This window comes from Pisciglobus halotolerans (genome assembly GCF_900113675.1).
GTDB classification, from domain to species: domain Bacteria; phylum Bacillota; class Bacilli; order Lactobacillales; family Carnobacteriaceae; genus Pisciglobus; species Pisciglobus halotolerans.
Window position 1 is genome coordinate 12,296 of sequence record NZ_FOQE01000025.1, and the last position, 20,537, is coordinate 32,832.

Here is a 20,537-nt window from a genome sequence, read left to right on the forward strand (position 1 = left end):
AACAAGAAAGGAAGGAACAAGAATGGATAAGTGGGAAAGCCAAGATAAAGAAAGTGTGGCGCTTCATTTGCAAGACAAAGCTGTAACATTACCGGATGGAAAAACTGTGCCGCCGATCGGTCAAGGAACGTGGTATATGGGCGAAGATCCTCAAAAAGAACAAGCAGAGATCGAAGCATTGCGTTTTGGGCTGGATTTGGGACTGAACGTGATCGATACAGCTGAGATGTATGGAGAAGGAACAGCGGAAGAACTAGTTGGAAAAGCATTAGCGGGCAGAAGAGAAGAAGCCTTTCTAGTCTCAAAAGTTTATCCTCATCATGCCGGACTTGAAGAAATTGAAAAAGCTTGCGAAAACTCATTGAAACGTTTGAGAACAGATCATTTAGACTTATACTTATTGCATTGGAAGGGCTCTGTTCCGCTTGAAGAAACGATCAAAGGAATGGAGAAGCTGAAGAAAGACGGAAAGATTTTGCGTTGGGGTGTTTCTAATTTTGATACATCAGATATGAAACAGCTCACTCAGTTGGAAAACGGTGGGAATTGTGCGACGAATCAAGTGTTGTATCATTTGGGCTCTAGAGGGATTGAATATGACTTGCTTCCTTGGCAAGAAAAGCAGCAGGTGCCGATCATGGCTTATGCACCATTAGGGCACGGAAAGCAACAACTAGAGACGTTTACACAACACACAGAGCTGAAGCATATCGCTGCCAAACAGGGCGTCAAGCCGCTTCAAGTCGTTTTAGCATGGGCGATTCGTTCTGGAAAAGTTTTCGCGATCCCTAAAGCTTCTTCTAAAGAGCATGTGTATGAAAATGCAATCGCAGGGACGATAGACTTGGATGAAGAAGACCTGCGTTTGTTAGATCAAGCTTTCCCACCGCCAACAGCTAAGCAAACATTAGATATTATTTGAAGATATTATTTGAGTTTTAAAGAGGGGGAAAAGATTATGGGCATACGCAATCATCCAGTTTATCAAATTGAAACCGCTCCAGTTACCGATCCGGAATCGGTGATCACCCGTGATTCCGTTCGTTTCAGTGTGCTGACGGAACAAATGATTCGTTTGGAATACAGTCCAGACGGTGTTTTTGAAGATCAGGCCACACAAACGGTTTTGAACCGCCGATTTGAACCAGTTTCTTTTAAGTTGTTAGAAAGCGAAGATGAACTGCAGATCATCACTAGTGCTTTTCATCTTGTGTATGTTAAAGGTGAAGAAGGATTTACAGCGAATAATCTCTATATTGAAATGTTAGGTGACTACAGCAAGCATGACAATGTGTGGCATTTTGGCGAAGAAACGCAAGATCTGCGCGGTACAGCTCGTACGCTGGATAAAGTAAACGGCGCAACGCCTTTAGATCATGGTTTGATGTCTATGCTAGGTTATACCTTGATCGATGATAGTCTCACGCCCATTTTAAGGGAAGACGGCTGGATCGAAAAAAGAAAACAGGATGTTGTTGATCTCTACTTTTTAGGGTACGGACGTGACTATTTAGGCTGCCTCAAAGACTTTTATCACCTCAGCGGACCAGTGCCTTTGCTGCCGCGCTATGTGCTCGGCAATTGGTGGAGTCGCTACTATCCATATACAGAAGAAGCTTATAAAAAACTCATGAATCGTTTTGGAAAGGAAGAGGTCCCTTTTTCGATCGCTGTAATTGATACGGATTGGCATTTGACAGATGTAGATCCTCAATATGGCAGCGGTTGGACGGGCTATACGTGGAACAGTGAATTGTTTCCAGATCCTGCGGCATTTTTAGAGTGGCTGCACCAGCGCGGTCTGCATGTGACGCTAAATGTTCATCCTGCGAATGGGGTTAAGCCATATGAAGAAGCCTATGAAGAGATGGGGAAAGCACTAGGCGTAGATATCGAAAATGAAGATGATATCAATTTTGATATTACAGATGAACATTTTCTGGCCGCTTATTTTACTTATTTGCACCACCCGCATGAAGACATCGGAGTGGATTTTTGGTGGGTGGATTGGCAATCCGGCAACATTTCCAAAATCAAAGGCCTTGATCCGCTATGGATGCTGAATCATTACCATTATTTAGATAGCGCTCGAAACGGCAAACGTGGATTGACCTTTTCGAGATATGCCGGCTTGGGCAGTCATCGTTATCCAATCGGTTTTTCTGGTGATACGTACATTACATGGGATTCGTTAGCTTTCCAGCCTTATTTTACAGCTAACGCTTCAAACGTCGGTTATACTTGGTGGAGTCATGATATCGGCGGTCACATGGAAGGGTATCGTGATGATGAATTGTTCGTGCGCTGGGTTCAATTCGGAGTCTTTTCTCCGATCAATCGGCTGCATAGTTCCCACGGTATTTTTAACGGCAAAGAGCCTTGGCGTTACAATCAAGCAGCGGAAGCCGTGATCAAAGATTACTTGCGTTTGCGACACAAATTGGTTCCGTATTTGTATACCATGAATTATTTGAACCACTTGGATGGATTGCCGTTGATTCAGCCGATGTACTATCATCATCCTTGGGAAAGCAGCGCTTATGAAGTACCCAATCAATATTACTTCGGCACGCAGCTGATCGTTGCGCCAATCACATCTCCGTTGGATCCAATAGCTGGACGTGGAAAGGTATCCGCATGGCTGCCAAAAGGGCTGTGGTTCGATTTCTTTACTGGAAAACCTTATGAAGGCGACCGCAACATTGATTTGTATCGAACACTCGATGAAATTCCAGTTTTAGCTAAGTCAGGCGGAATTGTTCCACTCAACTTAGAAACAGTCAATGCAGTTGATGCTCCAGAAAAAATAGAAATCAGAATTTTTGCAGGTTCAAACGGCCGCTTTAGTTTATATGAAGATGACGGCAACCATATTGAGAGCTGTGTGATGACCAAGATGCAGCTGAACTGGCAATCTGCTAAAAATAGAGCTTCTTTTAGAATTGGTAAACCAGAAGGCGACGCAACTGTTTTGCCGCAAGAACGAACGTATCAGCTAAAATTTATTGGCTTTGGTACAAACGAAAGACCGGAAGTTCAAGTAGATGGAGAAAGAATCTCACCAGTTATGGTCGAAGAAACAGATGGCTTATTGATTGAAATTTCGTCCATTTCAACCACATCCGAATTGGTGGTCTTCTTTAAAGACGTTTACTTGAAACAACCCAACTTGCTTGCTGAGACATTTGCTTTTCTTGATGCAGCTCAAATCAACATCTCTGATAAAGATAAAGCGATGCGAGCCGTTAAAAAAGGTGGCAACCAAGCCAGAGTGATCAATGACATTCAGTCTATTGGACTGCCAAAAGCTGTAGAAGGTACGCTAAGCGAGATTTTGTGGGCATACTGATCAATGAAAAAACGAGACGATTAGGCAAGTCGCTGGATTGCCTAATCGTTCTTTTTAATCTTTCGTTAAATGGTATTCATCTAATTTTTAACGGTAAGCATTAAAAATTATTGTTATTTATAAACTGTTCAGGTATGCTAAATACAAAAAAAGGAGGTATTCTTATGTATACAGCGTTGAGAAGAAAAAGTGGGTTTCTCAGTTTAGTCCTTCAAATAACAGCAATTTTTGATATTCTTTTGACTTTATTGTTATTAGGCTCGTTTATTACCGGTTTTATGGAAGTGACTGATCGCAATGAACCAAGAGCGATGTTTGCACTTTTTGATATTGGCTTCAGTACTCATTCAAACAACACAATAGATTATTATATTTTGTTGGGTAACAGTTTGTTAGCCAACGCTCTGTTTATTGCGATGCTGTTTAAAGGCAGCTTCATTTTCAAAGATATCTCAAACGGACTTTCTCCTTTTGACGCTATTCAAGTAAAGCGGCTAAAGAATATTTTCTGGCTTATGTCAGTTCAGCTGTTCTTCCGCTCATTTTAGATAATGTTTTACACTGGCTGATAACATTCAGCGGCTACTATCGCCTTAGGGTAGACCTTGGTGAAATACTAATTGCGCTTCTTCTTTACACAGTGGCCGAGATTTTTTCGTACGGTTCTTCCCTGCAGCAAGAAATTGATGAAACACTATAGATGGAGGAATAAGGATGGCTATCATATTGAGATTAGATAGAGTTATGGCAGATAGGAAGATATCGCTCAAAGATCTTTCTGAACAAGTAGGTATCGCCAATGTAAATCTTTCAAAGATCAAAACGGGAAAAGTGAGTGCCATTCGTTTTTCTACACTGAATGCTTTGTGTCAAGTATTAGAATGTCAACCTGGCGATATTTTAGAATATACGCCCGATGAGTAAAGAATAAAAAGATAAGACAAAAACTAAGGAAAGATAGGGGTCATCTCAGTGTATAAAATCGTCTTTTTTGATATTGATGGAACTTTGGTCACCGAGCAAAAGATCATTCCGAAATCAACGAAAAAAGCTGTCATGCAGTTGAAAGAAAAGGGCATTATTCCAGTGATTGCAACTGGCAGAGCACCTTCTTTGATCAAAGAAGTGGCAGCTGAGTTGGGCATCCATTCTGCGATTACCATGAATGGCCAATATGTAGTGGTGGAAGAACAAGTGATTTTTCAAAACCCGCTTCCTGCTGAGAGTGTCGCTCGTTTAAGCACCGTTGCGCAAGTAAATGGACATAGCATTGCTTTTTGCGGCAGTGAAGGCATCACGGGCAATTCTATTATTCTGCTGGCCAATAGAGGATGGCTGAAAAAGCTTTATCCTTTTGCAAAGAGATGGGTACCAAAAAGATTGATCACGCGTTTAAATCGATTGGTTTCTAAAAAAAAGATACCAGAAGAACAATTTGCAAATCGTACGATCTATCAATGTGTAGTTGCAGCAGATGAGCAGACCCGTTACTTGTATCAAGAACAGTTTCCAGAACTGCATATGACCAGTTCAAATGCTTATGCTGTCGATATCGTGAGTGGTGGCATGTCAAAAGCAATCGGGATCCAAAAAGTGTTGGATCATTTAGAACTGGATATAGAAGAAACGATGGCTTTCGGTGACAGTTTAAATGATTTAGAAATGCTGCAGGCAGTCGGTTTAGGGATCGCGATGGGAAATAGCAAGCCAGAACTGAAGAAAGTAGCAGATCAAACGACCGGTGATGTTGGGGAAGATGGAATTTATCAAGCGTTAGCAGCGTTGGGACTAGTTGCAAGCAAATGATACCTGTTAAATAAAGGGAAATTAGAAACCCTTGCATGGCCTATTATTCAGTTGGCATCAACACTGCAACGAACTTCATAAACGATCTATGAATATCTACTGAATGTATTGGCCATATGATGGTTATTTCCACTTCTTCTGTCCCTTTGCATAAAGAGCCTTTTGATCCTTAAACTTTAGCACTGACAAATGTATACCAACCCCCTTATAACCTCTGAGTTGGTAAGATACTCAGTTTGTTGCGCATCAACTTGAGCTGGTTTCGAACGCTGACGCTCATTGACCAACTCAAATAAGTTGCAGTCCCTGAGTTCGTCATTAACGCCTCTTATTGACCAACTCAAATAAGTTGTAGCCCCTGAGTTCGTCATTAAAGCAACTTATTGACCAACTCAAATAAGTTACAGCCCCTGAGTTCGTCATTAAAGCTACTTATTGACCAACTCAAATAAGTTGTGGCCCTCGAGTTCGTCATTAACGCTACTTATTGACCAACTCAAACAAGTTGCAGTACTTGAGTTTGTTATTAATGCCTCTTATTGACCAACTCAAACAAGTTGCAGTACTTGAGTTTGTTATTAATGCCTCTTAATTGACCAACTCAAACTGATTGCAGTCTTCGAATACAAAAATTTAAAAAGAAATATCCTCTATTGAGCGCAGCTTACATCATAAATAATGTCTCCATACCTATACCTATCAAAAAATCATCCATTTAGAAAGAGAAGACTGCTTTCTAAAGTGTGATCATTGTAGTGATAAATAGAAGAGAGCAAATTCTTTCAAAAGGTCGCGTCTTTACTGATTTTTATGGTATACTAACCGAGATAAGTTTATCCAGTGAACGCAAAAATCGAGAAAAACGAGACTTTCTCGGACGCTCATATACGATAGAAACCAATGAAAAACTTGCGACAAATGAGGAGGATATTTGACGTGGCAGAAAAAGAAACTTTTTATATCACCACACCGATTTACTATCCAAGTGGAAAATTGCATATTGGCAATGCCTATACAACGATTGCATGCGATGTGCTGGCACGCTATAAAAGAATGACCGGCTATGATGTTTTCTATTTGACCGGAACAGATGAACATGGGCAAAAAATTGAACAGAAAGCTGAAGAATTAGGGGTTTCTCCACAAAAATATGTGGATGAAATGGCAGAAGGAATCCAACAATTATGGCAGCTGCTAGATATCAGCAACGATAAATTTATTCGCACTACCGATCTGGAACATGAAAAAGCAGTGGGCGCGATCTTTGAACGTTTCCTAGAACAAGGAGATATCTATCTAGGAGAATACGAAGGTTGGTACTCTGTGCCTGATGAAACCTTCTATACGGAAACGCAATTAACAGACATCGAGCGTGATGAAAATGGCAAAGTTATTGGTGGGAAATCACCAGATAGCGGACATCCGGTAGAATTGATCAAAGAGGAATCTTACTTCTTTAAGATGAGCAAGTATGCAGATCGTTTGCTGCAGTACTACCAAGAACATCCTGATTTCATTCAACCAGAATCACGCAAAAATGAAATGATCAATAACTTTATCAAGCCTGGCTTGGAAGACTTGGCAGTATCGAGAACGACTTTCAAATGGGGTGTTAAAGTTCCAAGCAATCCAAAACACGTTATCTATGTTTGGATCGATGCCTTAGTCAACTATATCACAGCATTAGGCTATGATTCAGAAGATGACAGCTTATTTAAAAAATATTGGCCGGCAAATGTGCAAATGGTCGGAAAAGAAATCGTGCGTTTCCATACGATCTATTGGCCGATTATGCTGATGGCTTTAGACTTGCCGCTGCCGAAAAAAGTTTTCGGGCATGGTTGGCTGCTGATGAAAGACGGTAAAATGTCGAAATCAAAAGGAAATGTTGTTTATCCTGAAATGCTAGTCGAACGCTATGGCTTAGATTCATTGCGTTATTACTTGATGCGGGAAGTTCCATTTGGCAGTGACGGTGTGTTTACGCCGGAAGACTATGTTTCTCGGATCAATTACGACTTGGCTAATGATCTGGGAAATCTTTTGAACCGGACCATTGCGATGATCAACAAATACTTTGACGGCAAGGTGCCAGCTTATGCTGAAGGCGCATCTGTATATGACAAAGAATTGAAAGCAGCAGCAGATGAAACAGTTCGTTCGGTGCAAAAAGAAATGGATGAGATGCAGTTCAGCAATGCATTGAGCAGCATTTGGTCATTGATTTCGCGTGCCAACAAGTATATTGATGAAACAGAACCTTGGAAATTGGCAAAAGACGACAGTCAACAAGAAGCGCTGGCTATGGTAATGGCTCACTTAGCAGAAAGTCTTCGCGTTGCAGCTACACTGTTGCAGCCTTTCTTGACGCAAACGCCGAAGAAAATGTTCGAACAGTTAGGGATCCAAGGAACAGCTGCCGGTGACTGGTCTGCTGTGCAGTTCGGTTCTGCAGAGTATACCGCACAAGTAGCGGCCAAAGGAGAACCTATCTTCCCACGGTTAGACGTAGAAGAAGAAGTAAACTATATTCAAGACCAAATGGCTAACACAGCTCATCAAGCAGAAGAAGAAACGGCTTGGGATCCAGCTGAAACAGAATTGGTCTCTGTAAAAGAAAAACAAATCAAATATGATGCTTTTGACAAAGTAGAACTGAAAGTGGCAGAAGTGATCGACTGTACCAAAGTTGAAGGAGCAGACAAACTGCTGAAATTCCGCTTAGATGCTGGAGATGAAGGACATCGCCAAATTCTATCGGGTATTGCGCAATGGTACCCTGATCCAGAGATGCTGATCGGTAAAAAAGTTGTGATCGTAGCAAACTTGAAACCACGCAAGATGCGCGGCGAAATCAGTCAAGGTATGATTTTATCAGCGGAAAAAGACGGCAAACTTCAAATCATTGAAGCGCCAAAAGACGCAGAGAATGGCTCTGAAGTAGCCTAATCAATAGAAAACTGCCCATCCATAAGGCATTGTCCTGAAGATGGGCTGCTTTTTTAATGAGAAAAATATTTACTTTAGATGAATCAATTCATGACAGAAATAAATAAAAGAAAAGGGATGAAAGGATGTTATTTGATACCCATACACATTTGAATGCGGATCAATTTGAAGGGGAAGAAGCAGAAGCGGTTGAACGGGCAAAAGCTCATGATGTCACTAGAATGGCTGTTGTGGGTTTTGATCAAAAAACCATCAAGAAATCACTCGCTTTGAGCAGAGACTATGACGGAATCTACAGCATCATTGGCTGGCATCCGACCGAGAGTTATGCCTATACAGATCAAGTAGAAGAAAAACTGATGGAGTTGTTGCAGCAGCCCAAAATCGTTGCGATGGGGGAAATGGGTCTTGATTACCACTGGCCTGATTCGACAAAAGAAGAACAATTTACCGCTTTTCGCAGACAGATCCGAGTAGCGAAGGAACTGAAGCTGCCCATTACGATCCATAATAGAGAAGCAACAGAAGATGTTTATCAGATTTTAAAAGAAGAGCATATCGAAGACATTGGCGGTATTATGCACAGTTTTGGCGAGGATACGTATTGGATGGAACGCTTCCTTGACTTGGGAATGCACATTTCATTAAGCGGAGTCGTGACGTTCAAAAATGCACCAGAAGTCCGCGAAGTAGCCAAAGCCGTTCCGTTTGATAAGCTGCTCATCGAAACAGATGCGCCTTATTTGGCACCTGTTCCGTATCGCGGCAAGCGCAATGAGCCTGCGTATGTTAAATATGTAGCAGAAGAAGTAGCAAAACAACGCGGCATCAGTTATGAAGAAGTGGGACAACAAACAACAGCGAATGCCTTGCGTTTATTTGGTATCCACCAATGAAAAAAATAAAAGAAGTCATCGTGGTCGAAGGACGAGATGATACGCGGCGTATACAGGAGTCGGTCGAAGCAGATACGATCGAGACAAATGGTTCTGCGATCAACGCGACCACCTTGCAACTGATCGCTAAAGCACAACAAGAACGCGGTGTGATCGTTTTTACAGATCCTGATTTTCCCGGTGAGAAGATCCGCAAAACGATTTCACAAGCAGTGCCTGGCGTCAAGCACGCTTTTTTAACACGGGATGAATCGCGTCCTAAACATAAAGGCAGTTTAGGCATTGAGCATGCGGACCCAGAAACCATTCGAACAGCTTTAAGTCGTGTTTATACGGAAATGACTGTGCAAGAAGAATGGATTCCGCGCTCACTTTTGGCTGAATTGGGACTCGTGATCGGACCTTTTGCACGCCTGCGAAGAGAACAACTTGGTGAAAAACTGCATATCGGTTATACGAATGGCAAACAGCTGCAAAAGCGTTTGCGTCTATTCCAAATTAAACCAGAGCAGCTGATCGAAGCAGTCAAAGAGATAGAGGAGGAAAAAGATGGCAGCCTATAAAGACATCGCCACACCGAGCAGAACGAAAGAAATTTTGAAAAAACATGGTTTTTCGCTAAAGAAGAGTTTGGGGCAGAATTTTATCGTTGAGCCGAATATCTTGGCCAATATCGTAGATGCTGCTGCATTAGATAAGGAGACGAATGTCATTGAAGTGGGACCTGGAATCGGTGCTTTAACAGAGGTGCTGGCCAGAGCGAGTAAAAAAGTCGTAGCTTTTGAAATTGATGACCGCCTCATTCCTGTATTGGCGGATACATTGAGTCCTTATGAGAATGTCGAGATCGTTCATCAAGATATTTTACAAGCTAATTTGGCAAAAACATTGGAAGCAAGCGGTGTCGACGTAGATGAGCGGCTGATGGTCGTTGCCAACTTGCCTTATTATATTACGACGCCGATCCTCCTGCACCTTCTAGAAGCTCCTTTGCTGATCGACGGCTTGGTCGTGATGATGCAGAAAGAAGTAGCGGAACGTATCACCGCTGCACCAGGAAGCAAAGCATATGGTTCGCTATCGATCGCAGTGCAATATAGAATGCAGGCAGAAGTGGCTTTTATTGTGCCGAAAACGGTCTTTGTCCCTCAGCCAAATGTTGACTCGGCGATCATTAAACTCACCCGCCGTGAAAAGCCGGCTGTCAGTGTGAAAAACGAAGCCTTTTTCTTTGAAGTGGTGCGTTCAGCATTCGTTCAACGCCGCAAAACATTATGGAACAACCTCTTGATCCACTTTGGAAAAGATGATCAGACACGAGAACGTCTAACAGCCGCTTTAGCAGAAGCAAATATCGATCCAAAACGAAGAGGGGAAACACTGTCTCTCGAAGAATTTGCACGCTTAGCAGATTGCTTAAATGACAAAAAACTGAAATAGGTAGAAACGAAACCAGGCTAAGGAGACCGCTTCTTAGCCTGGTTTCGTTTCTATCTTTAGCTTTCCTATTATGAGGGGACCGATTCACTGCAAAACGGCAAGATAGCCAAGTCTGTGAACGAGTTGAAAATTTTATTTACTGAACTTGATCACAGAAGCCTAGTCTATGAACGAGTTGAAGGATTTATTTACTGAACTTGATCACAGAAGCCTAGTCTGTGAACGAGTTGAAGATTTTATTTACTGAACTTGATCACAGAAGCTTGGTCTGTGAACAAGTTGAAGGATTTATTCACTGAACTTGATCACAGAAGCCTAGTCTGTGAACAAGTTGAAGATTTTATTTACTGAACTTGATCACAGAAGCCTGGTCTGTGAACAAGTTGAAGGCTTTATTCACTGAACTTGATCACAGAAGCCTAGTCTGTGAACGAGTTGCAGGCTTTTTTACTGAACTTGATCACAGAAGCCTGGGCTATGAACGAGTTGCAGCTTTTACACTTTGAACTTGATCACAGAAGCCTGGTTTGTGAACAAGTTGAAGATTTTATTTACTGAACTTGATCATAGAAGCCTAGTCTGTGAACAAGTTGAAGATTTTATTTACTGAACTTGATCACAGAAGCTTGGTCTGTGAACAAGTTGAAGGATTTATTCACTGAACTTGATTACAGAAGCTTGGTCTGTGAACAAGTTGCAGCGCAATAGCGTTCATCTTACGCTATTGAATATCGTCTGCTAGCATCTTTCTAAAATTCATCAATCTTATACCGAGTGCAAATTGAAATATTTAAATAATAAAACTTCTTAGACCATAGACCATACAGTTATTGCCGCTTCTTCTGTCCCATTACGTGAAGGAAACCAGCAAACTTAAGGAGCCGACAAAGCAAGTCCATTTTCTAAAAGAAATTTTCGAATCATAAAAGATAGCGCTATTTCTAAATTTTCCACATGAGTATAAGATGAGAGACCGGATTGCAAATAAAATGTAAAGGCTTTGATATCGTTGCTTTCAGCCCTTTTAAATGAGAGATTTATTATTTGAAGTCAATTTTCTAATATGGTATACTTGTAAAATTTTGAACACTATGTTATAATGAGAGCAACGTTAGTGAGGTGAATCTGAATGCCAATTACATTAGAAAGCATTAAAGAAAGCTTAGATTGTCAGTTAGGTAAGAAGATTATGTTGACCGCGCAAACTGGTCGAAAAAGAAAGACTGAAAGAAGAGGCGTTTTAACAGATACATATCATTCAGTGTTTGTCGTAGAATTAGACCAAGAAGAAAATGCATTTGAGCGTGTATCTTATAGTTATACAGATGTATTGACACACGCTGTAGAAATCAAATTTGTCGAAGAAAATGTACCTCAATATGCTTAACCGAAATAGAACATAAAGTAGCGAGCTGTCTGTTGACTAGGTAGTTTGCTTTTTTTTTTGCATTTTTTAAGAACTAAGACGATTGAAGAATTCTATAAGCGGATCTAACGTAATGATGATTCAAGTCTATCTTCGTTCGTGAACGATCAATGTAAGTTATTGTACTGCCATCTAAAATTAATTTGGTTTATCAATTGATTCAACAAGGCTATCATTCTTAACGTCTTTTTTGGCAGAGGAACGAAAAAATTCATGAGAAATAACAGTAAAAGAGAACAAAAACTTTTCAAAAGATCGTTTTTCGGCTAATATGTTTTACAGACTGTTAAAAAATAAACGAGGAAGGAGGAAAAAGTAGTGGAAGTGATCGAAAAGGCACCGGCTAAGATCAACTTGAGCCTAGATGTCTTGCATAAAAGAGAAGATGGCTATCATGAAATGGAAATGATCATGACATCGATCGACTTAGCTGACCGACTGACATTGAAAGAATTGGAAAAAGATCAGATCCGCATTGAATCCAATAATGGTTTTCTACCTTTAGATCAACGCAATATTGCTTACAGAGCAGCACAATTGTTGAAAGAAACTTTTCAGATCGACAAAGGCGTTGAAATAAAGATTGAAAAAAAGATCCCCATCGCTGCAGGTTTAGGCGGCGGGAGCAGTGATGCAGCTGCAACTTTGAGGGGACTGAATCGTTTATGGGATTTGAATTTGTCAGTTGAGGCTTTAGCTGAACTGGGCGCGCAAATCGGATCGGATATTCCTTTTTGTGTTCATGGAGGGACAGCCTTTGCAACAGGGCGAGGAGATCAGTTGGAAACGCTGAAGGAGATTCCGCAGTGTTGGGTCGTACTGGTGAAACCTAAAAAGGGCATCTCTTCATGGACGATTTTTGAAAAACTCGCGGTAGAAGAATTGGAACATCCGGAAACGGAAAAAGTATTGGCGGCGATCGAAGCGGATGACTATGAACTCATGGCTAGACATATGGCAAATGCGCTCGAAGAAGTTTCGATTGCAAAGCAGCCGAAAATCAAAACCATCAAAGAGAAAATGCTGCAGTTTGGAGCAGATGCAGCTTTAATGAGTGGTACTGGACCGACGATTTATAGTGTTTGTAAAAATTATTCGCGTGCACAACGGGTGTACAATGGTTTAAAAGGCTTTTGCAATGAAGTTTATCTTGTTCGTACGTTAAAATAGGTAATGAGAAAGAAGCTGTCTGAGGGATAGCGATAAGGGCAGTTTCAGAAAGAACTGAGAGAGCAAGCAGGTATTCAAGAGAAAGGTGTTGAAGATCACTGCGAGTCTCCTCGGTTCTTTTTTTATTCTTCTGCTTGACGTTTTCTGGAGAGGGTGCTATTCTTTTAAAGTGTTTCTAAACTGGAATAGTTACGATTTAGATAAATGAGCTGAGCACATTTGCTCAGTATCAAGAAAATGAACACGTCACAAAAAGGAGGCGCAGCATGCATTACATCGAAGTAGAAGATTTGTCCTTTCATTATGAAGATGAACCTGTTTTGCAAAACATCACGTTTACGGTCGATCCTGGAGAATTTGTGATTTTGACTGGTGAGAATGGTGCAGCAAAATCGACTTTGCTCAGAAACGTATTAGGACTTTTAAAACCAGCAACGGGCACGGCTAAGATCTCTCCTATCAATATTGATCAGGAAAAGTTGGCGTTGGGATATATCCCGCAGCAAGTAGCTTCTTTTAATGCTGGTTTTCCAAGTACCGTTTTAGAACTGGTGCGTTCGGGACGTTATCAACGCGGAAAATGGTTTAAGCGACTTTCTAAAGAAGACCATGAACACGTTGAACGGTCATTAAAAGCTGTAGGAATGTGGGACATGCGCCATAAAAAAGTGGGCGACTTGTCTGGTGGACAAAAACAGCGGATCTCGCTAGCACGCATTTTTGCTACTGATCCTGATTTGTTTATTTTAGACGAACCCACAACTGGAATGGACTCCAGCTCACGCAGAGCATTTTATGAATTGCTGAAACACAACAGTGAAGTGCATAAAAAGGGGATTTTAATGGTTACTCATGACCATGAAGATATCAAAGCTTATGCGGATCGTCATATTCAACTGATCAGAAAGGAGAATTCGCCGTGGAGATGTTTTTCTATGGATTCATGCAAAGAGCCTTCCAAGCATCCTTCATTATCGCATTGATTGCTCCTGTTCTGGGATTATTCTTGATTTTAAGAAGACAATCTTTGATGGCTGATACGCTTTCGCATGTTTCACTTGCCGGAGTAGCGTTGGGGCTTTTAATCAATGTAAATCCAACTGTCACTACTTTGTTAGTGGTCGTTGCGGCTGCGATCTTACTAGAATATTTGCGCAGCTTGTATAAATCTTATTCAGAAATCTCGATCGCCATGTTGATGTCTGGAGGGATGGCGCTTGCCTTGGTGTTGATGGGGCTGGGAGCTGGGTCATCGACGGTTAGTATTCAGCAGTACTTATTTGGTTCGATCGTTACCATCAGTTCACAGCAAGTGGCCTTATTAGCTGTTTTGGGCGTTATGATCTTGGCCTTGTATGTGCTGTTTCGCAAGCCATTATATGTATTGACTTTTGATGAAGAAACGGCTTTTACAGCCGGGTTGCCGATCAAATGGATGTCGATCGCCTTTAACGTTGTAACTGGGGTCGCTATTGCAGTGATCATGCCGATCGCCGGCGCTTTGCTGGTTTCTTCGATCCTAGTGTTACCAGCAGCGATTGCTATGCGCTTGAGCAAAAGATTTGATTTGGTGATCATCGTTGGCATGGTCATTGGTTTGATCGGGATGTTTTCAGGTCTAGCCGTTTCTTACGAGGTAGGAACGCCGCCTGGGGCAACGATCGCGTTGATCTTTATCTTGATCTTTATGTTGATCACGGCTTGGAAAAAAGCTAGAATGCTGATGAAAAGAAAGAAAAATGCATCACTAGCTGATCATTAAAGAGTTAAAAAAGCTGTTTTATTCTGGAATGCAGAATAAAACGGCTTTTTTATTCGGAAAAGCAAGAAGATAGGAGTAAAAAGGAATGTTTTAAAAGGAAAGCGAACGTTTTCTTATCAATATCCGAAGTATTTGAGAGAAATCACAATGAAAAATTGAATAAAAACGAACATTTTTCATTATTTACGATAAAAAACTATCCTAATTTGGTTTTTGTGCGTATAATACAATAGCACCCTGATAAGGGATCAATAATGAAATTGAGGCGAACAAGGATGAAAGTAAAAAGAAGTGAACGATTGATCGACATGACACGTTATCTATTAGAACGTCCGCATACACTAGTGCCTTTGACTTTTTTTGCTAACCGGTATGATTCTGCAAAATCTTCTATCAGTGAAGATCTAACCATTGTAAAAAAGACTTTCCAAGAAAGAGGAACGGGTATATTAGAGACGATTGCTGGCGCAGCGGGCGGTGTCCGTTATATTCCGAGCATTTCAAATGAAGAAGCAAGAGCTTTTATTGAAGATATGTGTGCGCGCTTATCAGAAGTTGACCGGCTATTGCCAGGAGGCTATGTGTATTTATCTGACTTGTTAGGTCAACCAGCTGTATTGCAAAAAATCGGCAGGATCATAGCTGCTCAATATTTAGACAAAGAAATCGATGCGGTCATGACTGTTGCTACAAAAGGTGTGCCGATCGCCCAAGCTGTATCGAATTGCTTGAACGTTCCTTTTGTGATCGTTCGTCGCGACTCTAAAATCACGGAAGGTTCAACGGTCAGTATCAATTATGTTTCAGGCTCTTCTAATCGCGTAGAGAAAATGGAGTTGTCTAAGCGTAGTCTAAAGAGAGGCTCGCGCGTGTTGGTCGTTGATGACTTTATGAAAGGCGGCGGAACAGTTGACGGAATGAAGAGTTTGATCGAAGAATTCGAAGCTAAGCTGGTTGGTGTCACGGTTCTTGCAGAATCTACTTTCCCTGGCAAGAGAATGGTCGACGATTACTCTTCATTGTTATGTGTTGATGAAGTTGATGTTCGTAACAAATCCATTCACGTCAAGCCAGGTAATTATTTTGATGACATTCAATAATCGTTTTAATGAAATAAAGAAAAGGACCAAGACAAAGCCTTAGATCCTTTTAGTGTAAGATGGAGGCGTTTGTTTGCAAAAGACATTTGAGTTAACAAAATCATTTACTTTGCTGCTGGCGATCTCAACAGGAATCGCAGTAGCTAATTTATATTATATCCAGCCGTTAGAATCGATAATCGCGGCTGAATTCGGTGTAAGTCATAGTCTGATCGGGGTTTGCATCTATGTTATCGCAAGCTGGTTATGCGATTGGCTTGTTCTTTTTGGTCCCGCTGGGTGATTTATTAGAAAGAAGAAAATTGATTACGCAGATGTTGGGACTTGTATTGGCAGCATTTTGGCTGGGCAGGTGTTTGCAGCGTAGGACTTATTTTTCTAACATGCGCATTGATCGCAAACTTTATTTTGTTCAAGAAAAAATAAATAATGTCTAGCTGATGAAGTAAACCAGAAAGCTGATTTCTTTCAAACGGCAACAATTTTCAATGAACTGTGTTGGAATGAAAGGAAGCTGCTTTTTAGCATTTGTGAGAAGAAGGTTGTAAACATGAGGACGACATATACGCTACATCTACCCTTTTATCAATGGTTATTGACTAAGCTAAGTGTGTTTATAACGCGTTGGAATAGAGTCAAATCATGGCAGAAAAATCTCCATGGATGTTCTTTTCAATTGGCTTTCAATATTTCTAAAAAAAATAGAAAAAAGTAGTTGCCATTTAGACTGAATAAGCGTATATTACATTGTAGACATTTTGAGTCCATAATGGATAGCTGATGTAGACGATGTGAAAAGGAGGAATTAAAGTGATTTTATCAAAAGGATTAGAACAAGCTGTTTGTATCATGACCTTGTTAGCAACGCAGAACAAAGAAGTTCCTCTTGCTTCTCATGTGATTAATCGGCGTTTGAAAGGCTCTTCTCATTCTTATATCCGCAAAATCATTCGCAAATTGGTCGTGAGCGGCTTAGTATCTTCTGTATCGGGAAGCAACGGTGGTTTTTCTTTAGCAAAGGAACCCAAAGATATCAGTTTATTGGACGTAGTAGAGGCATTAGAAGGACCAATCCATACTTATCCCAATACAGGAATGATCAATCAAGTCTTCTTTGATCGAGGTCCGACAGCGGATAGTGGAGAAAAAGTTTTGACCAGTGTTTTTGAACAAGCTGACGATTGTTACTCCTCTTTTCTTTCAAACCAAACAGTCGAACAGTTGATCCGGAAATCTTTGGCAAGTGAAACGATACCTGTGCTCAATTGGAACGAATCCATGGAAAAAGTAGAGTCAAAATAGAAAGGCGTTGAAAGAAAAAGATGAACATGGTGAAAAAAGAGTGGCAGAAGCTGTCACAAAATAAAATGTTGTTGATTTCTAGTATTGTAATTTTATTTATCCCCGTTTTGTACGCGGCTTTTTTCTTAAAGTCCAACTGGGATCCTTACGGTAATACAGACAAGCTTCCGGTAGCTGTTGTCAACTTGGATCAACCTGTCAATTATGAAGGGAAAGAATTGGCCATCGGTGATGAGTTGGTCACCAACTTAAAAAGCAATGATGCGTTAGATTGGCATTTTGTTTCAAAGGAAGATGCTAAAAAAGGGTTAGAAGACCGTGAATATTATATGGTCATGACCTTACCGAAGAATCTTTCGGAAGATGCTTCTACTTTGATGGATGACAAACCGCGTAAAATGGAGATCCAATATGAAACAAATGGTTCTTTAAACTATATCAGTGAAGTGATCAGCGGCTCAGCGGCTAAAGAAGTAAGAGCTGAAGTATCTGCAAATGTAACCGAAGCTTATGCTGAAGCTGTATTTGATCAAATCGGCGACATCGGAGAAGGGTTCCAAGAAGCAGCAGATGGCGCTTCTGACTTGAACGATGGAGCAGAAGAACTCAAAGACGGAAACGAAGAAATTACGAAGAACCTAAAAGTACTAGCCGAAAGCACACTGACTTTCAGTGACGGAGCAGAAGACTTGGAAATGGGCTTGTCTCAATATACAGCTGGAGTTTCTCAAGTAAATGACGGAGCACAACAATTGAACAGCGGTATCAACGCATTATCTTCAAATGTCGGACCACTAAAAGAAGGCGTCGGCCAGTTGAATACAGGCGCTTTGAGTTTGAACCAAGGCTTGCAAAGCTATACCAGTGGCGTATCGGCCTTGAGCCAAGGATTAAACCAATTGACAGGCAGCAGCGCTGCATTAAAGAATGGTACACAAACGTTAAGTACTGGTGTTGACCAAGCTAAAGCGGGCAGCGGACAGCTGTTAGCTGGGCTGGAAACATTGAAAAAATCATTAGGCGGAAGTTTGACGAAAGAAAAACAACAGCAATTAGACGATTTAGAAGAAGGTTTGCCAAAAATCCAAGCTGGGATCAGCAAATTGAATAACCAGATCACTAGTCAGATCGAAGCAGGAAAGACAGATATTGGTCAAGTATCTGATCAAATCGATAAAGATAAAATCGAACAAGCTGCTGGCTCGATCAATCAAAATATGACGGCTATCAAAGAAGATATGGATACCACCAAATCAGCTTTGGAAGGTTCGAAAGGTTATTTAGAAAATATTGGAGCCAGCATTCCTGGTAATACAGAAGAAACAATCGGTGCATTGCAACAAACAGATGCTTACCAAAGTTTAACAGATGAACAAAAGCAAGAATTAATAGATACTTTATCATCTTCCTTAAAGAAACACGCTGCAGAACAATCGGAAGATCTTCAAGGCCTTAAAGGTCAAGTGGAATCTGCTGGCTCAAGTTTGAAAGATGCTGGAGAAAACGTCGGTTCAGTGGTGAACACGGTTGGCGGCTTTAAAGAAGAGATCGACGGATTAGTTGAAACATTAGAAAACATGCATTTAGACGAAAAACTTGCAGGTTTAACTGAAAACTTAGAAAAATTAGAAAGTGGCGTTCAGGAATTAGATAAACAATCTCAAGTTGCACTTCCAGGGGCTGTTGAAGCGATCACTAGTCTGCGTGGCGGATTAGTCCAAATCCAAACAGCTTTGACGCAGCAAGGCGAAGGAGAAAATAAAGGTGTACTCCAAGGTGTGACTGAATTGGACCAAGGTTTGGCTCAAATCCAAGCTGGTTTAAGTGGTGAAAATGGCTTAGTGAGCGGGATCAATAAATATACCACTGGTGTTAGCCAAGTTCAACAAGGTGTATCTGAATTGAACAAAAACTCTTCTGCATTGACTTCTGGTTCATTAGCCTTGAGCAACGGTATCGGCCAAATGAATGACCAATTGCCAGCACTAACAGGCGGAATCAATCAATTGCAAGAAGGATCAGAAACATTGGCACAAGGAACATCTGAGCTTGATGCAAATGGAAATACTTTGATGGACGGATCTCAACAGTTATCAGATGGGGCTGCTAAAATTCATGAAGGTTCTAAACAATTAACAGAAGGATCTTCTCAAGTCGGAGTAGGAATGTCTGCTTTGACAGCTGGAACCACAGAACTGAAAGATAGCTTAGAAGATGGTGCAGATGAAGTGAAAAAGGTCGATGCAACAGATGATACGTTAAGTATGTTCTCTGACCCTGCAGAACTTGAACATAAAGAATATAGTCATGTGCCAAACTATGGTGCAGCTTTAGCACCTTATATCATGTCCATGGCGCTTTATATCGGTGCAGTAGTCTTTAATACGATTTACCCTGTTCGTAAAATGTCTACAAGAAATGGCTCAGCATTCGGCTGGTGGGTAAGCAAGTTGTCGATCGCCTTGCCTTCTGCTATTTTGATGGGGGTCATCGAAACACTTATTATGTTGGCATTAGGATTACCAGTCGACCACGTAGCACAATTTATCGGATTGGCTGTTATTACTTCCATGGCCTTTACATCGATCGTATTGTTCTTAGCCATGACATTGAACAACGTTGGACGCTTTATTGCCATGTTGCTGCTGATCTTGCAATTAGGCGGATCAGGCGGAACGTTCCCTATGCCGTTAACGAATAAATTCTTTATGGCCATCCATCCGTTCTTGCCAATGTCTTACTCGATTTATGGGTTTAGACAAGCGATCAGTGATGGATTGGGACAACACATTTATGTCCAAGCCGTCTTGCTCATGCTCATTTTAACAGTTGTCTTTTGTGGTTTGCTTTACTTGTCTATGAAATGGTTATTTGACAAAAAGCCAGATGACTTCCTTGATGAAGACGAAGTAGCAGCAGAAGAAGCTTAAAAAAATAAAAGTGAAAAACTGCCGTAATAGCTATTCAATAGCTGTTACGGCAGTTTTTTTACAGATTAAAAGTTTTGAAATGATCCTTTTAACGATTGAGCGACGATTATGAAATGTCCGGCAGCTCTTTAATCGTAGTTTAAAGAGCCTGACCTCCTTTCAAACAACCGTTTCAACTGGCATTGTGCCGGTGGTATTTGCATCTCTTCTCAAAATCAAAAGCGGAAAAAGGATCAAAGCTGCGCTGCGCTCGCTTTGTAAACATTTGAGGACAGAGTCAAGTGGAAATGCAGCGACTTGTTCACAGCAGGCAGTCCTATGAACAAGTTCAGTGAAAAGCTGCCTCAACTCGTTCACAGAAGGTAGTCCTGTGAACAAGTTCAGTAAAAAGCTGATGCAACTCGTTC

18 protein-coding genes are annotated in these 20,537 nt (G+C 41.1%); 17 read left to right on the plus strand and 1 reads right to left on the minus strand.

Going from position 1 to position 20,537, the window contains the following annotated elements; translation table 11 throughout:
- Nucleotides 1–22 precede the first annotated feature (22 nt).
- The 17 genes from BM057_RS08315 (at nt 23) to BM057_RS08400 (ending at nt 20,130) form a co-directional block, all read left to right on the plus strand.
- Nucleotides 23–922, plus strand: coding sequence for an aldo/keto reductase (locus tag BM057_RS08315; RefSeq protein WP_092092862.1), 900 nt, complete (start codon nt 23–25; stop codon nt 920–922).
- Between the two features lie 36 nt (nt 923–958).
- Nucleotides 959–3,349, plus strand: a complete 2,391-nt coding sequence (locus BM057_RS08320; protein WP_092092864.1) for a glycoside hydrolase family 31 protein — start codon at nt 959–961, stop codon at nt 3,347–3,349.
- Nucleotides 3,350–3,513: 164 nt separating this feature from the next.
- A complete protein-coding gene (locus BM057_RS08325) occupies nt 3,514–3,897 on the plus strand; it encodes a hypothetical protein (protein WP_092092867.1) in 384 nt (127 codons plus the stop codon).
- A 166-nt stretch (nt 3,898–4,063) separates the two neighbouring features.
- A complete protein-coding gene (locus BM057_RS08330) occupies nt 4,064–4,273 on the plus strand; it encodes a helix-turn-helix domain-containing protein (protein ID WP_047390700.1) in 210 nt (69 codons plus the stop codon).
- 48 nt (nt 4,274–4,321) lie between these two features.
- Nucleotides 4,322–5,155 (plus strand): Cof-type HAD-IIB family hydrolase, encoded by an 834-nt coding sequence (locus BM057_RS08335; protein WP_177186212.1) that lies wholly within the window; start codon nt 4,322–4,324, stop codon nt 5,153–5,155.
- A gap of 936 nt (nt 5,156–6,091) precedes the next feature.
- Nucleotides 6,092–8,104, plus strand: a complete 2,013-nt coding sequence (gene metG / locus BM057_RS08345; RefSeq protein WP_092092874.1) for a methionine--tRNA ligase — start codon at nt 6,092–6,094, stop codon at nt 8,102–8,104.
- Nucleotides 8,105–8,229: 125 nt separating this feature from the next.
- Complete coding sequence (locus tag BM057_RS08350) at nt 8,230–9,000, plus strand: TatD family hydrolase (protein ID WP_047390830.1); 771 nt, start codon at nt 8,230–8,232, stop codon at nt 8,998–9,000.
- Complete coding sequence (rnmV, locus tag BM057_RS08355; RefSeq protein WP_092092877.1) at nt 8,997–9,563, plus strand: ribonuclease M5; 567 nt, start codon at nt 8,997–8,999, stop codon at nt 9,561–9,563. The genes BM057_RS08350 and rnmV overlap by 4 nt, the downstream gene beginning before the upstream one ends.
- Entirely contained in the window at nt 9,550–10,440 is an 891-nt protein-coding gene (gene rsmA / locus BM057_RS08360) for a 16S rRNA (adenine(1518)-N(6)/adenine(1519)-N(6))-dimethyltransferase RsmA (RefSeq protein WP_092092878.1), read from the plus strand. Before rnmV ends, rsmA begins: the two co-directional genes overlap by 14 nt.
- Before the next feature lie 1,129 nt (nt 10,441–11,569).
- Complete coding sequence (locus tag BM057_RS08365; RefSeq protein ID WP_092092881.1) at nt 11,570–11,827, plus strand: Veg family protein; 258 nt, start codon at nt 11,570–11,572, stop codon at nt 11,825–11,827.
- 357 nt (nt 11,828–12,184) lie between these two features.
- Complete coding sequence (gene ispE, locus BM057_RS08370; RefSeq protein ID WP_092092883.1) at nt 12,185–13,036, plus strand: 4-(cytidine 5'-diphospho)-2-C-methyl-D-erythritol kinase; 852 nt, start codon at nt 12,185–12,187, stop codon at nt 13,034–13,036.
- A gap of 266 nt (nt 13,037–13,302) precedes the next feature.
- Nucleotides 13,303–14,019 carry a metal ABC transporter ATP-binding protein gene (locus BM057_RS08375; RefSeq protein WP_092092886.1) on the plus strand — a complete coding sequence of 239 codons (717 nt, stop codon included), beginning with the start codon at nt 13,303–13,305 and terminating at the stop codon, nt 14,017–14,019.
- Nucleotides 13,956–14,798 (plus strand): metal ABC transporter permease, encoded by an 843-nt coding sequence (locus BM057_RS08380; RefSeq protein ID WP_092092889.1) that lies wholly within the window; start codon nt 13,956–13,958, stop codon nt 14,796–14,798. The genes BM057_RS08375 and BM057_RS08380 overlap by 64 nt, the downstream gene beginning before the upstream one ends.
- 275 nt (nt 14,799–15,073) lie before the next feature.
- On the plus strand, nt 15,074–15,898 hold the full coding sequence (gene purR, locus BM057_RS08385; protein WP_047390847.1) for a pur operon repressor: 825 nt from the start codon (nt 15,074–15,076) through the stop codon (nt 15,896–15,898).
- Between the two features lie 73 nt (nt 15,899–15,971).
- The gene (locus BM057_RS11550) at nt 15,972–16,181 is read left to right on the plus strand and encodes an MFS transporter (protein WP_143074496.1); all 210 of its coding nucleotides are present in this window, start codon (nt 15,972–15,974) and stop codon (nt 16,179–16,181) included.
- 527 nt (nt 16,182–16,708) lie between these two features.
- Entirely contained in the window at nt 16,709–17,200 is a 492-nt protein-coding gene (locus BM057_RS08395) for an Rrf2 family transcriptional regulator (protein WP_092092892.1), read from the plus strand.
- A gap of 26 nt (nt 17,201–17,226) precedes the next feature.
- On the plus strand, nt 17,227–20,130 hold the full coding sequence (locus BM057_RS08400) for a YhgE/Pip domain-containing protein (RefSeq protein WP_245741897.1): 2,904 nt from the start codon (nt 17,227–17,229) through the stop codon (nt 20,128–20,130).
- 159 nt (nt 20,131–20,289) lie between these two features.
- Here the strand turns inward: BM057_RS08400 and BM057_RS11845 are convergent.
- Nucleotides 20,290–20,537, minus strand: a 248-nt coding sequence (locus tag BM057_RS11845) for a hypothetical protein (RefSeq protein ID WP_218147458.1), incomplete at its 5' end; no start/stop codon positions are given.